15 protein-coding genes are annotated in these 14888 nt (G+C 64.8%); all 15 read left to right on the top strand.

Annotated elements, in window-relative coordinates; all coding sequences use genetic code 11:
• Positions 1–3 precede the first annotated feature (3 nt).
• The gene (locus tag AC07OD_RS08950; RefSeq protein WP_494596209.1) at positions 4–891 is read left to right on the top strand and encodes a peptidyl-prolyl cis-trans isomerase; all 888 of its coding nucleotides are present in this window, start codon (positions 4–6) and stop codon (positions 889–891) included.
• A gap of 169 nt (positions 892–1060) precedes the next feature.
• Positions 1061–2038, top strand: a complete 978-nt coding sequence (locus AC07OD_RS08945; protein ID WP_218293196.1) for a glycosyltransferase family 2 protein — start codon at positions 1061–1063, stop codon at positions 2036–2038.
• Positions 2039–2040: 2 nt separating this feature from the next.
• The gene (locus AC07OD_RS08940) at positions 2041–3264 is read left to right on the top strand and encodes a glycosyltransferase family 4 protein (protein WP_492254583.1); all 1224 of its coding nucleotides are present in this window, start codon (positions 2041–2043) and stop codon (positions 3262–3264) included.
• Entirely contained in the window at positions 3264–4184 is a 921-nt protein-coding gene (locus AC07OD_RS08935) for an NAD-dependent epimerase/dehydratase family protein (protein ID WP_494596206.1), read from the top strand. Before AC07OD_RS08940 ends, AC07OD_RS08935 begins: the two co-directional genes overlap by 1 nt.
• Positions 4181–5005 (top strand): ABC transporter permease, encoded by an 825-nt coding sequence (locus AC07OD_RS08930; protein ID WP_255594477.1) that lies wholly within the window; start codon positions 4181–4183, stop codon positions 5003–5005. The genes AC07OD_RS08935 and AC07OD_RS08930 overlap by 4 nt, the downstream gene beginning before the upstream one ends.
• Before the next feature lie 4 nt (positions 5006–5009).
• Positions 5010–6233: an ABC transporter ATP-binding protein gene (locus AC07OD_RS08925; RefSeq protein WP_494596204.1), complete on the top strand. Its 1224-nt coding sequence runs from the start codon at positions 5010–5012 to the stop codon at positions 6231–6233.
• 44 nt (positions 6234–6277) lie between these two features.
• The gene (locus AC07OD_RS08920) at positions 6278–7129 is read left to right on the top strand and encodes a lysophospholipid acyltransferase family protein (RefSeq protein ID WP_492254587.1); all 852 of its coding nucleotides are present in this window, start codon (positions 6278–6280) and stop codon (positions 7127–7129) included.
• Positions 7116–8129 carry a class I SAM-dependent methyltransferase gene (locus tag AC07OD_RS08915; RefSeq protein WP_492254588.1) on the top strand — a complete coding sequence of 338 codons (1014 nt, stop codon included), beginning with the start codon at positions 7116–7118 and terminating at the stop codon, positions 8127–8129. The genes AC07OD_RS08920 and AC07OD_RS08915 overlap by 14 nt, the downstream gene beginning before the upstream one ends.
• Positions 8130–8146: 17 nt before the next feature.
• A complete protein-coding gene (locus tag AC07OD_RS08910; protein WP_218293201.1) occupies positions 8147–8788 on the top strand; it encodes an acyltransferase in 642 nt (213 codons plus the stop codon).
• 53 nt (positions 8789–8841) lie between these two features.
• Positions 8842–9492 (top strand): lytic transglycosylase domain-containing protein, encoded by a 651-nt coding sequence (locus AC07OD_RS08905; RefSeq protein WP_255594479.1) that lies wholly within the window; start codon positions 8842–8844, stop codon positions 9490–9492.
• A gap of 216 nt (positions 9493–9708) precedes the next feature.
• Positions 9709–10812, top strand: coding sequence for an MraY family glycosyltransferase (locus tag AC07OD_RS08900; RefSeq protein WP_218293203.1), 1104 nt, complete (start codon positions 9709–9711; stop codon positions 10810–10812).
• 84 nt (positions 10813–10896) lie between these two features.
• Positions 10897–11787 (top strand): acetylglutamate kinase, encoded by an 891-nt coding sequence (gene argB / locus AC07OD_RS08895; protein WP_218293204.1) that lies wholly within the window; start codon positions 10897–10899, stop codon positions 11785–11787.
• Between the two features lie 18 nt (positions 11788–11805).
• Positions 11806–12498 (top strand): response regulator transcription factor, encoded by a 693-nt coding sequence (locus AC07OD_RS08890; protein WP_218293205.1) that lies wholly within the window; start codon positions 11806–11808, stop codon positions 12496–12498.
• A 95-nt stretch (positions 12499–12593) separates the two neighbouring features.
• Positions 12594–14042, top strand: a complete 1449-nt coding sequence (locus tag AC07OD_RS08885; protein ID WP_218294383.1) for a sensor histidine kinase — start codon at positions 12594–12596, stop codon at positions 14040–14042.
• A 176-nt stretch (positions 14043–14218) separates the two neighbouring features.
• A complete protein-coding gene (gene slmA, locus AC07OD_RS08880) occupies positions 14219–14881 on the top strand; it encodes a nucleoid occlusion factor SlmA (protein ID WP_492244294.1) in 663 nt (220 codons plus the stop codon).
• Positions 14882–14888: the final 7 nt, after the last annotated feature.

The raw sequence follows: 14888 nt of genomic DNA, 5'->3' as shown, positions 1-14888 counted from the left end.
AAGATGAGTAAATGTTTTGGTGGTTACCGCAGTGTTCTGGGCGCGTCCTTGTTGTTGCTGGCGAGTATTTGGGGTGTACCGGCCGGGGCCGCTGACTTGGTCAAGTTCGCGGATGGTGAAGTCATCACCTCGTCAGATCTGTCGCAGTACCTGGACCGCCGAGTGGATCTGCGGGCCAGCGTTCGCAACAAATGGGGCGTGGAGAAAGTCCTCCGTGAGATGGCGATTGCGCGTGCCCTCACACAGGAGGGTACGCGCATGGGCGAACCGCGTCCGTCCGGTAAGGAGTCTGAGCGCTTTGACGATGCTTATGCCTTTGCCATTTTCAAAAAGCTGGCTCCGGCTTGCAGTCCGCCGGCAGATAGCGCAGCTGCGCGAAAATTCTACGACGAGAATCCCAAGGCATTCCTCGTGCCCCCCATGGCACGTGTGAGCCGGGTGATGTTGCCAGCGGGGGAAACGATCGAGTCGCAGGACGCAATGGCGTGGCTGATGGCGCAGGCGCAGGCCATTGCAGCAGGGGGCAAGACTTTCGACGACCTCGTCAAGAAGGCCGACACCCTTTACCGCCTAGATCCCCAAGGTGACGTCGGCTGGGTGGCGCTTGTGAATGAAAACACTATTTTGCGCACGCTGGCATCGGCCAAGGCGGGAGACATGGTGGGGCCCGTGCGAGAAGGGGACTTTGTGTACTTTTTCGCGATGGTCGAGAAGCGCGAGGGGCGTCAGCTTGCCTGGGACGAGGTGGCCGTTTCGGTTCCTGCGCGGGCGGTAAGCTATTGCCGCCAGGTCGGCACACAGAAGCTCGAAGCTGATCTGCTTGCCAAGTACGGCGTGGTCATGGATCCCGCGGCTATCAACAGCTTGTTTGACAAGCCAAAGTCCAAATAGAGCTGTCGAAGCGGTGTGTTGGCTCGGTTACAAGTGGCCTTGCCTCGCAAGAGGTGAACAGTACAATACTAGGTTGCCCGGAACGGAGCGCTTTGCCATGCCAAACGTTCTGCAGCCTTCGGGCTAGTCAAGCCTTCCCTTTGAGCGACTGCAACAGCAGCCCTATTGAATGACCGATGTCCGCGCTTCCGTATTAATCCCTGTCAAAAACGGCGGCCCCCTGCTCGGTGAAGTGCTGGACACCATTCTGAAGCAGCAAACCCCTTGGCCTTTTGAAGTCATTGTGGTGGATTCGGGGTCCAGGGACGGATCTGTGGAACTGGTCCGGGGACGCGGCGTGCGGTGCGAAGTCATCCCACCAGAAGAGTTCGGTCATGGCCGCACGCGGAATTTTCTTGCGTCTCTGGCCAAGGGGGAATTCCTAGTTTTTCTGACCCAGGACGCCAAACCTGCGAGTGCGCATTGGCTGCGTCATATGGTGGAGGCATGCAGCACAGAAGAGTCCGTGGCTGGGGCGTTTGGCCCCCACAGAGCGCATCCCCATGCTAGGCATGTCACGCACTGCGAACTGAGTCTGCACTTCGCGGGATTTGGGGACAAACTCTCGGTGGTTCGCCTGGAGGACAAGAACCGTTTTGCGGTCGATCCGGGCTACCGCCAGTGGCTGCATTTTTTCTCCAGCAACAATTCTTGTATCCGCCGGTCGGTGTGGGAGCGGCTTCCGCTGCCGGACGTGGCTTTTGCAGAGGACCAGACCTGGGCCTTGCGAGCGATCGAGGCGGGCTACGGCAAGGCCTACGCGCCTGAGGCCATGGTGTACCACTCGCACGACTTTGGTGTCTGGGAGACACTGCAGCGCAATTTTGACGAAGCGCGCTCCTTCAACCTCTATTTTGGCTACCGCATTCAGGACAGCCTGGTGCAGGCCTTGAAGTCCGGCGTGCACCTTGCAAAGCGTGATCTGGGCTGGCTGCGCAGCGGCGGGTTGCGCGGCTGGCGGCTCTTCAAGAACGCGGGCTACATGAGCCTCGTGGAAATGGCGCGGGTCGCAGGGCAGTACCTGGGCACCCGGCACGACCGCTTGCCGGCATGGCTATTGCGCTCGGTGTCGCGCGATGAGCAATTGCAGCGCGCGGGGGCGGCCTGACCATGGCGTTGAACCTGTCAAAGAAGCTCTGGCGCGTGAAGGAGATGGCGCGCAAGGAAGGGGTGTTCGCCGCCTTGCGGGCCGTGGTGCGCCGCCTGCGCCAGGGGCCTGGGCGGTATGTCGATGTCTTTCGGCACTACGGCTTTGCGTTGCCCTATGTCCTGCCGGCCCAGCCGGGCGAGCCCGCAAAGGGGTCGCTGCTGTGGTTCATCCCGGACTTCAATCTCGGCTCCGGCGGTCATCTGAATATTTTCCGCACCATCTGGCATCTGGAGCAGATGGGGTACACGTCCAGCATCGTGATCGGTGCGCCCGTCATGCACCAGGATGCGCAAGAGGCCCGCGATGCCATTCGCGAGCATTTCTTTCCCCTGCAGGCGCAGGTGCTTCTGGGGCTGGAGAACTTGCCGCCATGCGAATTTGCGGTTGCCACAGGCTGGGACACGGCGTACGCGGTCCGCGCATTCACCGGTGCCACGCACAAGCTGTATTTTGTGCAGGATTACGAGCCGCATTTCTACCCGGTGGGGTCGGAGTCGGTGCTGGCGCAGAATACCTACCACTTCGGTTTCTTCGGCATCACGGCAGGGGGCTGGCTGGCCACCAAGCTGGCGCAGGAGTATGGGATGGTCACACATCCTGTGGGGTTCGGCGTGGAACTGGAGCGCTACCGGCGCCTGCCGCGCAGGGAGCCCGAGATACGCCGGGTTTTCTTCTATGCGCGCCCGCCCACGCCCCGGCGGGCATTTGAAATTGGCCTGCTGGTGCTGAATGCCGTGTGGGAGCGCATGCCCGACACGCAGTTCGTGCTCGCAGGCTGGGACACCGCCGGCTACCATATTCCGTTCCCCCACCTTGCCTGCGGCACCGTGGCGCTGGATGACTTGCCCGATCTGTACAGCCAGTGCGACGTGGCGCTGGTGCTCTCGCTGACGAATGCCTCGTTGCTGCCCCTGGAGCTGATGGCCTCCGGCTGCGCCGTGGTGTCCAACCGGGGCCCCAATGTGGAATGGCTGCTCAACGACGACGTAGCCATGCTCGCCGATTCTTCTCCGGAGGGCTTGACCAATGCGGTTTGCGCGCTGCTGCAGGACGATGCGCGGCGCCATGCCCTGAGCGAGCGCGCCGAAGTGTTTGCCCGGGCGCAGACCTGGGACATGGTGGCGAAGGACTTCGAGTCGGCCCTGTTGCATGCCCGGGCCCAGAATCCGCGGGGCGAATCCTGATGCGTTGCGCGATTCTCGGAGGGGCGGGTTTCCTGGGGCGCCACATTGGCCGGGCCATGGCGGCCGAAGGAGCACATGTGTGGTCGGTCGACCGCGCATTGCCCGCGCCGGGCAGCGCCCCCTGGTTGGCTGGCGCAGTGCAGGCGGACTGTTTTGACTTGCCCTCCTGGTGGGATGCGGTGGGAGGGGCGGACGTCATCGTTCACCTTGCTTCCTCCACGGTGCCAGCCACGGCCAGTCAAGATCCGATCCAGGACGTGCAGACCAATCTGGTGGGCACCTTGCGCCTGCTGCAGGCGCTGCGTCAGAAGGCTGCACGTCCCAGGTTGCTGTTCGCATCCTCGGGAGGCGCCGTCTATGGCCGGCCGCAGTCGGTACCTCTGGCAGAGACACACCCCACCATGCCCATGGGCGCCTATGGGGCCACCAAGCTGGCGATCGAGCACCATTTGCGCATCGAGGAGGCGCAACACGGCCTGCCGTGCCGGATACTGCGTTTGAGCAATCCGTATGGGGAATGGCAACAGCCCCACGGCGTCCAGGGGGTGATCGCTGTTTTTGCGCACCGCGCGCTCAAGGCCCTGCCTGTGGATGTATGGGGGGATGGTTCCGTGGTGCGCGACTTTGTCTATGCCGCCGATGTGGGGCGGGCTTTCGTGGCCGCCTCGCGCCATGAGGGGGAGGCCCGGGTCTTCAACATTGGTGGCGGCGCGGGGCACAGTGTCAATGACATCGTGCGCACGCTGGAACAATTGATCGGGCACCCTGTGGAACGGCGTGTATTCCCGGCACGCCCGTTTGATCCGCCCGTCAATGTGCTGGACATTCAGCGCGCCCAGGAAGAACTGCACTGGAAGCCGGCCATGGCTTTCGATGAAGGGGTGTCCAAGTCGGTCGAATGGCTGCGGACGGTGGCATGACGCGTCCTGTATCTTCTTCGTCCACCGTGTCTTCGGCCGCGCCACGCAATCCGCGCCAGTTGTGGGTGCTGTGGCGGTACTGGATGATGCGCGAGTTCAAGACCCGCTATGCGGGCTCGGTACTGGGCTTTGCGTGGGCGTTCGTCCAACCCCTTGCCACCCTGGCCATCTTCTACGTCCTGTTTGGTCTGGTTCTGGCCGTGCGCGTTCCGGGACTGGACGTGGGCAATGGCTACCTGCTGCACTTGCTCGCCGGGCTGGCCGTTTGGCTCCCCTTCACCGATGCGATTGGACGGGGCGTGGGAAGCCTGGCCGCCTATGAGGATTTTCTGCGCAAGCAGCCCATGCCGGCCGAAATCCTGCCCGCGGTATCGGTGGGCGGGAGCCTGCTGGTTCTCGGGATCGGCTATGGGTTGCTGCTGGTGCTGTCCGTGGCGCAGGGCGTGGGGCCCTACGCATCGATGGCGTGGCTGCCTGTACTGGTGCTGGCACAGATTGCCCTGACCTTTGGCCTTACCCTGTTGTTGAGCATGGCCCACTTTCTCTGGCGTGATGTGGGTTCGATGGTGGCTTTCGCGTTGCAACTTTGGTTCTATGTGACGCCCATTGTTTACCCGCTGTCCCAGGTGCCCGAGAAGTTCCATGGCTGGTTCCTCTTCAATCCCTTGGCATGCCTGGTGCTGATGGTGCAAAGCACGGTGCTGCACATGCCTGTCCCGCCGGGAACTCCGGTGGCCCTGGCCGTCTGGGTCGTGCTGCTGGCGGGGGGCGGATGGTGGTTTTTCCGTTCCATGAAGTCGGCATTGGGCGAGGCCTTGTAACGCCATGACCATACGCTTTGAGGGCATAGAAAAAACCTACATGGTGTACGGCCGCCCCCAGGACAGGCTGTGGGAGTGGGTGACCCGCAGGCAGCGCCACCGCGTGCACGTGGCGCTGACCGGCGTGGACTTTGAAGTCCAGGCAGGAGAAACGTTTGGGCTGATCGGTGAAAACGGCGCGGGCAAGAGCACCTTGCTGAAGATTGCCGCGGGCACCATTCGGCCTACCCATGGCCAGGTGTCGGAGGAAGGCCGTGTTGCCGCGCTGCTGGAACTGGGTGCCGGATTCCACCCGGAGGAGTCGGGCTACGACAATATCCGCTTCATGGCTGCCCTGCATGGCCTGGAAGGCGGTGCCATGGAGGATTTCATCATCCGGGCCACCGCGTTCTCCGAGTTGACCGGGGAGACACTCGAACGGCCGGTGAAGACCTACTCTTCAGGCATGTTCATGCGGCTTGCATTTGCCGCAGCGACGGCCATCGATCCCGATGTGCTGATCGTGGACGAGGCCTTGTCGGTGGGGGATCTGCATTTTCAGAAGAAGAGCCTGAACCGCATCCTGGAGCTGCGCGAGCGTGGCGCCACCGTGCTTTTCTGTTCCCACAACCTGTACCAGGTGCGCAGCCTGTGTCAGCGGGCGGCGTGGATTCACGGTGGCCGCATACAGGCCATCGGTGCCACCGAGGGTGTAGTGACTGCCTACGAAGCCCACGAGCGGCGCCGGTACGCCCATTTGCGGACGGATGCAGTGGCCGATGCTCCCCCGAATGTCGCGTCTCCCGCGCCCGCGGTGGGAATCACCACGGCCCCGCTTGTCAAAATCACACACCTGATTACGGAAACAAGCGATGGTACCAATCCGGCGCAAGTCGACTCGTTCCAGGACCTGACGGTAGAAATACAGGTTGAATCCTATTGCGATGCCAAATTTCACATAGGCTTCTCCATAGTCCGGCCGGACAAGGACAACGTGTTTGGAACCAGCACGCAGTTTCACAATCCTCCGCGCCCTCTGTGCGGAGCAGGAACGCATCGGCTGCGTGTCCGATTTCCTCGTCTGCCCTTGCTCTCTGGCGAGTATCTCTGGAATGTCTACACCTTGGACGATACGGGCCTTCAGGTGTTGGACATGGCCGAGCTGATTCAGCCGTTCACGGTGTTGAATCAGAAGAATCGCGAAGTGGGTCTTGTGTGGCTGGATCACGAATGGCTGCCGAGCGAATGATCAATGAGTGGCGCCTGCGGTTTGCGTTCCCTGCTCTGAGCAGAATGCCCACCACCCTTCCGTGGCACCTTGCCTCGGTCATCGGGCGCGACCCTTCTTCGGCACGTCGTCTGACAGAGCAATTTCTAGTGGCGCGTTTTGAGCAGGTATTCCCTGAATCCACGGCGGTGGCTCATCGTCAGTGGGCGCGTGCGCATTTGGCGATGCTGGCTCAGGAAATCATGGATGCGTCCGCGCTGCACCGTTTGGGACAGCCCAATGGTCCTGCCATTGAGGTCACAGGATGGGAGCATGTGGATGCCCTGATTAGAAGAAAGCAAGGCTTTGTTCTGGTATTGAATCATTTCGACCGTTTGCTGACATCGGCAGTCGCATTGGCTCTGAGAGGGCTGTCGCTGAACACGCTGACAATGCCGATTCTCGAAAATCCTGGTCTGGGAGTTGTCCAGCGTGACTTTCTGATTCGGAAGGTGCGTTCATTCACGCAGATCGCCCGGGGCCAGTGGCGGACCTCCACCGAGGGAATGCGCCCGGTGTATGAGAGCTTGAGGGCGGGGCAGGCGTGGGGAATTCTTGCGGATGCATGGGCTCCAGGGTTCACCCGATTGCGCAGCCACCCTTTCCTCGGAGGACAGTTGCACCTGCCTACAGGGATCGAGCGCCTTGCGGAAGCAGCCAAGGTCCCTTTGTTGCACGCGGTGACATATTCGGAGCGACCTGATCGGCTTCGGGTGGTGGTGGAGACTTTGCCAGAGAATCCACGCCAGGCCATTGATGCGGTGATTCAACGGTTGGAGCAGGATGTACGGGAGCGTCCATGGGCTTGGTGGCACTGGGGGCAGTGGGAGCAGATGTGGACACCGTCCGCATCGGAGGCAACGCATGACCAATATTGAGCGATACGACTACGCATTCGACCCGGACGGCAAGGAGTGGGCGGCCCGGTTGCTGCGCCGTATTCCGTCCGACGGAGGCTCGGTGCTGGAGCTGGGGCCCGGGCCCGGCGCCATGACCCGCGTCCTGCTGGCGCGGGGCCATCGCGTCACGGTGGTTGAAAACGACCCCGAGGCACTGGAGGTGCTCAAGACGCTGGGCGTAGAGGTCATTCCCGGAAATCTGGATGGCACGGACTGGCTGGATGCGATCGCGGGCAGGCGGTTTGATGCGGTGATGGCCTGCGATGTGCTGGAGCACCTCAGAAAACCGGAGGACGTGCTGCAGCGGTTGAGCGAATTTGTGGCCCCCATGGGCCGCCTGCTGATCTCCGTCCCGAACATTGCCTATGCCGGGGTGCTGGCGGCGATGCGCAATGGCATCTTCGACTACTCGGACAAGGGCCAGCTGGACAGGACCCATGTCCGGTTCTTTACCAAGCGCAGCATTGAAAAAGTACTGCTGGACTGCGGGTGGGCTCCCCGGATCTGGGAGGCCAACAGGGTGCCTGTCGAATGCAGCGAATTCGCCTGGTACTGGAGCGCTCTGCCCGGCGAGCAGCGCCAGGCCTTGCTGGCGGGGTGGCAGGATTTCGATGTGTACCAGTGGATGGTGGTGGTCACGCCCTCCATCGACGCTTCCGCCTGGGAGTTGGCCGAGGCACGTGGCACAGCGGACAGGCTGCGCGACGAGTTGCAGGCCCTCACGGTGGTGCACCAGCGTGAGCGTGCATCGTTGCTGGAGCACCAGAAAGCCTTTTCGGAAGCCAAGGAAATCATCGCGAAGATGCAGCTGGAGATCAAGGATCTGCGCGCTGACATGGAGCTGCTGCGGACGGAAAAGACCGCGGTGGAGGCCGAACTCTCCGCGCTGCAAGCGCAGCCCCAGCCCGAACCTCCTCCTCCGGCAGGCCCATGGCTGCGGCTGCAGCGCAGACTCCTGGGCCGCGCGGACGGCGCGTGACGGATTGCGGAACGGACATGTTGCTCGGGGTTCCTGATTTCACGGCATCGCATGACGGCGTGGACAGCATCGGTGCGGATTGTCGGATCGATCCGTCCGTTTCCGTCATGCGGTTTGGGCAGCGCCCTGGCGTGCTGTGCCTGTCGGACGGGGTCAGCATCTACGCGCAGACAAGGCTGGTGCTGGGGGATGTGGTCGCGGACCCTTGCGTGGGAATCCGCATCGGCGCCCGCACCATTGTCAACGTGGGCGGCTATCTGTCTGGCGAAGGGGGCCTGGAGATTGGCGAGGACGTTTTGATCGGCCCCCACGTCAAGTTGCTGTCGGCCGGCCACGCCATAGACGAAGGGGATGCGGTCATCGCGCGCAACCGCATCACCCGCGCAAAGATCGTCGTGGAGGACGGCGCCTGGATAGGGGCCGGAGCCATCGTGCTCGAGGGGGTTACCATCGGGCGCGGCGCGGTGGTGGCCGCCGGTGCGCTTGTGCGGCAGGATGTCCCCGCGGGGATGGTGGCGGCGGGAATGCCCGCTCGGCTGCTGCGCTCGCGCCGTGGGGATGCCTGGCCGGCGGCACAGGCCCCCGTGCCATCCCCCTGGTTTGAACGGGTCGGGGTCCGGCTGAAGAGCTTCTTGTACCAGGGACGCGGTGCCAAATGACAAGCAAGAGTGAATTTCGCAGAAGCTCCGACGGGCGCGGATGGGGATCGAACATGGTGGACAGCCTGCGCAGGGCGGCGCTCACAGTGATCTTCCTGATGGGACTCCCTGCGTCTTCCTGGGCTGACCAGGTGTGGGAGTTCGTGGACAAGGATGGAGTGACCCACATTGGCAACGTGGCACCGGGCGCGGCCGCGTCGCGGGGGCTGGTCTGGCTCCAACGTGTGCCTCCTGCCTCCGTGATGAGGAGCAAGGAGCGCGGCACCTCCGCACTGCAGTTTCCTGGCTACGACGATGTCAAGCAGCACCTGGAGGCGGCGGCGGAGGCGCAGTCGCTGGATCCGGCATTCGTGATCGCCGTTGCCGCTGCGGAATCGGCCTTTAATGTGAAGGCCGTTTCGCGCAAGGGCGCCCTGGGCCTGATGCAGGTGATGCCCGCGACGGCCGAGCGCTATGGGGTCGCGGCCCGTCCGCCTTCAGAGGGAGAACATGCCGCCATGGAGCCCAAGGTGAATGCGCAGATCGGCACCCGTTACCTGGCGGACCTGCTGCGCATGTTCGATGGCGACAAGGAGCTGGCACTGGCGGCCTACAACGCCGGGGAAGGAGCCGTGATCAAGCACGGCCGCCGGATTCCGCCGTATCCCGAAACACAGCAATACGTGGAAAAGGTGATGCGCTTTTACCGCGGCATGGCGCGGTAGTGGCCCTGGACCCTGCAGCGTGGGCTTTTTCGTGAACCGTCTGCGCCGGCGCTGGCCTGGGTTGACCCTGTGTCCAGGCAGCCGAGGCGCCACTGCCGACTTCCTGCGGTGGGCGGCCGTATTTCACGCCAACGGCGCGGGGATGCCGTCGCGGGCAGCGCCAGCTAGCGCTTTCTTACAGGCATCCGCGCAGAGTACGGGTACCATCGGCCGCTCATGATCTGGTTATCTGTGGTGGCATTCATCGTTGCAGCGTTGGCGGCAGGGTTCATCGTGCGGTGGATGCGCAGCCACGCTTCCGTGTATGGCAGCGCCATGCCACAGCGTTTTCACCTCGGGGATATTCCCCGCCTGGGCGGAGGGGCGCTGCTGTTGGGTATCGGGTGCAGCTGGAGCCTGGGCATGCTGCAGTCGTCCCATTGGGGAGATCCTGGTTCCCTCAGGTTGGGGGCATGGGTCGGCGGCTGGCTGGTGGTCATGCTGCCGGCTGCTCTGGGGGGGATCGCGGAGGACATGACCCAGCGCCTGTCCGTCCGGTATCGGTTAAGCCTGACGGGCGCATCCGGTGCCCTGGCGGTGGTCTTGCTGGACCTGTCCCTGCCCCGCATGGGGTGGCCCTGGCTGGACTCCGTGCTGGCCGCTGCCCCGTGGCTGGGCATCGCCATCGTTGTACTTGCCGTTGCGGGGCTGCCCCACGCGTTCAACATCATCGACGGCTACAACGGCCTGGCGGGCATGGTCGCACTGATCGTGTGCCTGGCCTTGGCGCACGTGGCATTGCAGGTGGGGGATCGCGCCCTGGCGGCGCTGCTGGTGTCCACCGCCGCCGCCACCGGGGGATTCCTGGTGTGGAACTACCCGCGGGGAATGCTGTTTGCCGGCGATGGCGGGGCGTATATCTGGGGCGTGGTCATCGCCCTGGCCAGCATTTCGCTGGTGCAGCGCAACGCCGACGTGTCGCCGTGGTTCCCCATGCTTTTGCTGATCTACCCCGTCTGGGAAACGATCTTCTCGATCTATCGCAAGACGGTGCGGGGCGTGTCCCCCGGCGTGGCCGATGCACTGCATTTTCACCAGCTGATCTACCGGCGCATCGTGCGGGGCGTTTTCCACGACGACGAATCCCGCAGGGTGCTGATGCGCAACAACCGCACGTCGCCCTACCTCTGGGGCTTCACCTTGCTCACGGTGGTGCCGGCGGTGCTGTTCTGGAGCAATACCCCGCTGCTGATGGCGTTTTGCGGCTTGTTCGTCATCAGCTATGTGATGGCGTACCTTGCCATCGTGCGGTTCAAGGTGCCGCACTGGCTGCGCCACTGAGGGCTGTTGCGCAGGCCACCCCAGCGTGCCGCGCGAATGCGGCACAATTTGCGCCTCACCGTTTTCTCTGGATGGCCCGCCTCCATGACCGACCTTCTTTCGATTGCTCCGCGCGACAAGGCTGAAATCCTGGCCCAGGCGCTGCCCTACATCCGCAAGTTCCATGGCAAGACCATGGTCATCAAATACGGTGGCAACGCCATGACGGACCCTGCGCTGCAGGCCGACTTTGCCGAAGACGTGGTGCTGCTCAAGCTCGTGGGGATGAACCCCGTGGTGGTCCACGGCGGCGGCCCGCAGATCGAGACGGCCCTGAACCGCCTGGGCAAGAAGGGCGAGTTCATCCAGGGCATGCGCGTGACGGACGCCGAGACCATGGAAGTGGTCGAGTGGGTGCTGGCCGGCGAGGTGCAGCAGGACATCGTGGGCCTGATCAACCAGGCCGGCGGCAAGGCCGTGGGGCTCACGGGCCGCGACGGCGGCATGATCCGCGCGCAGAAGCTCAAGATGGTGGACAACAAGAACCCGAGCATCGAGCACGACGTGGGCCAGGTGGGGGACATCGTGGCCATCGACCCGAGCGTGGTCAAGGCGCTGCAGGACGATGCCTTCATCCCCGTCATCAGCCCCATCGGCTTCGGCGAAAACAACGAGAGCTACAACATCAACGCCGACGTGGTGGCCAGCAAGCTGGCCACGGTGCTGCAAGCTGAAAAACTCATGCTCCTGACCAACACGCCCGGCGTGCTGGACAAGGCGGGCAACCTGCTCACCGACCTCACGGCCCGCGAGATCGACGCGTTGTTCGCCGATGGCACCATCTCCGGCGGCATGCTGCCCAAGATCGCGGGCGCGCTCGATGCCGCCAAGGCCGGCGTGCACGCCGTGCACATCATCGATGGCCGTGTGCCGCATGCCATGCTGCTCGAAATCCTGACCGACCAGGCCTACGGGACCATGATCCGCTCGCACTGACCCTTTTCGTAGCCTGCTATGCGCCTGCTGTTGGTTGAAGACGATGTCATGGTGGCCAGCGGCATCAAGTTGGGCCTGACCGACGCCGGATACGCCGTGGATTGGGTCGGCAGCGGGGAGCGCGCCGAAGAGGTGCTGCGCACGGAGTCTTTCGACGCGGCCATCATCGACATCGGCCTGCCCGCCATGGATGGGCTGGAGCTCACCCGCCGCCTGCGCCGTCCCGACATGATCAGCCCCGCCATGCCCGTGCTGATCCTGACCGCGCGCGATGCCCTGCATGACCGCGTGCAGGGGCTGGACCTGGGGGCGGACGACTACATGGTCAAGCCCTTCGAGCTGCCCGAGCTGCTGGCCCGCCTGCGGGCCCTGCTGCGCCGCTCGCAGGCCGCCACGACGGCGGTGCTCAGCTTCGGGCCGCTGGAGCTGGACACGGCAGGCCGCCGCGCGAGCATCCGCACCGGCGAAGGGGAGCAGGTGATCGAACTGGGTCCCCGTGAATGGACCGTGCTCGAATACCTGCTCATCAACGCCCCCAAGCCTGCGAGCAAGGACAAGCTCCTGCAGGCCCTGACGGGGTGGGACAAGGAGATCACGCCCAATGCGGTGGAGGTCTACGTCTCGCGCCTGCGCGGCAAGCTCGAGCCGCATGGCGTGGCGCTGCGCTCGATCCGCGGGTTCGGCTACCGTCTGGAACTCCAGGCCGCCTGAGCGGAATCGGTCTGGCTCAGCGCCCGCGCCGGTGAAGACCCACCATGACGATGCCGGACCGGGCCCCTCCTTCCCAGCGGCTTGGCCTGCGCGCCATGACCTCCGACCTGCGCAACCGGCTGCTGCTTTTGCTGGTGCTGCCCTTGTGCCTGCTCGCGCTCGCGGGCGTGTGGCTGGACTACCGCTCGGCCGATGAGGCCGCCGGACGGCATGACCAGCGCCTGCTGCGGCTGCTTCCGGCGCTGGCCGATTCGGTACTGGCACCCGCGATCCGTGACAACGAGCCGCCCCTGCTGCTGCTGGCGCCGCCGGTCGAGGACTTCCTGCGCCAGAACGCCGGGTTTGCCGGGTACAGCGTGCGCGACGCCTCCGGCCGCCTGCTGCTGGGGGACGACTGGGTGCACAGCGCCGTGCCGACCACGCAGGCCCCCGAATTCCACAGCGTCGAATTTGGCGGCGTGACCTACCGGGTGGCCGTGCAGCGCGGCCGCACGGGGGCCGGCGAGCTGGTGGTGGCTCTGGCCGACGGGTCGGACCCGCGCCAGCAGTGGGCGCAGCAGCTTCTGCTGCGCGTGCTGCTGCCCAACCTGGTGCTCGTGGCCGCCGCCGCGCTGGCCATCCACTGGGCCGTGGGGCGTGCGTTCAAGCCGCTGGTGGATCTGGCCGAAGCGGTGGAACACCGCTCGCCGCGCGATCTCAGCCCCATCGACGAGGCCTCGTCGCCCGCCGAGGTGCGCCCGCTCGTGCATTCGCTCAACCGGCTGTTCGCGTTGGTCAATGCGCAGGCGGAAGGGCAGCGCCGCTTCGTGGCCGACGCGGCGCACCAGCTGCGCACCCCGCTGGCGGGACTGCAGGCGCAGGTCGAGGCCTGGGCGATGATGGCCAAGGCCGCCGGCCCGCGGGTATCGCTGCCGGACTTTGATCGACAAATGCCGCTGGCGCAGGATGGTCAAGCGAAAGGCGCTATTGTTTTAGGAGTTGATCAGATCGAGAAGCTGCGCAATGCCACGCGCCGGACCTCACAGCTCGCGCACCAGCTGCTGGCCCTGTCGCGCGCCGACGCGCGCAGCCTGGATGCGCAGCCGCCGCAGCGCGTGGACCTGAAGGACCTGTGCGAGGCGCTGCTCGAGACCTTTCTCGATCCGGCCACCGGCAAGGGGCTGGACCTGGGGCTCGACGTGCAGCCCGTGCATGTCACCGGCCATGGCTGGCTGCTGCGCGAACTGCTGTCCAACCTGGTGGACAACGCCATCAAGTACACGCCGGCGGGGGGCATTGTCACCATCCGCTGCGGCATGCGCCAGGGGCGCACCGGGCCGCCCCGCGTGTACCTGGAGGTCGAGGACGACGGCCCGGGCGTGCCCGAGGCGGAGCGCGCCCGCGTCATGCAGCGGTTTTACCGCGTGCCTGGCACGGTGGGGGAGGGCACGGGCCTGGGGCTGGCCATCGCCGACGAGATCGCGCGCGTGCACCGCGCCTCCCTGACGCTCGGGACGGGCCCCCAGGGGCACGGGCTGCTGGTGGCTGTGGTGTTTCCGCTGTAGATCCGCCCCCCGCGCGCTCCTTGCGCGTGTCCGTGCGCGGGCCGGGCAAAAGCCTGTGCGAGAATCATTTCCATACATGATTTACGCCTGCCGCTGGCCCGTGCATGCCCATCCGGCATGTGAACCGGGCGCCGGGTGCCACTGGCCGCATGGCCCTACCAGAGCCCCTGTCCTGCATGTCCGAACTTTCTCCCCTTCCAGAGCCCGCCAGTACCGACGACGCGGGTGAAACGCCGGCTGCGCGCAAGCGGCCCAAGCCGGGCGAGCGCCGCGTGCAGATCCTGCAGGCGCTGGCGGCCATGCTGGAGCAGCCGGGCGCGGAGCGCATCACCACCGCCGCGCTGGCGGCGCGCCTGTCGGTGAGCGAGGCGGCGCTGTACCGCCACTTCGCGAGCAAGGCGCAGATGTTCGAGGGGCTGATCGACTTCATCGAGCAGTCCGTGTTCACCCTCGTGCAGCAGATCACCGGCCGCGAGGTGCCCGACCCCGCCCAGCCGCCCGACGTGGGCCAGCGGCAGGCGGCGCGCATCGTGGCTGTGCTGCTGCAGTTTGGCGAGCGCAACCCCGGCATGGTGCGGGTGATGGTGGGAGACGCCCTGGTGTTCGAGCACGAGCGCCTGCAGCAGCGCATGAACCAGTTCTTTGACCGCATCGAGTCCACCCTGCGCCAGTGCCTGCGCCCGGCCGCGGCGGGCTCCGCGACGCCCACGGTCGATGCCCAGGTGGCGGCCAGCGTGCTCACGGCGTTTGCGGTGGGTCGCCTGCAGCGCTATGCGCGCTCGGGTTTCAAGCGCCCGCCTTCAGAGCACCTGGAAGCCAGCCTCGCGCTGATCCTCTAGCACCGCC

This window comes from Acidovorax sp. GW821-FHT10E03 (assembly GCF_059415205.1).
Note: the sequence above shows the minus strand (reverse complement) of the source record. Positions and strands in the feature narration are given on the sequence as shown.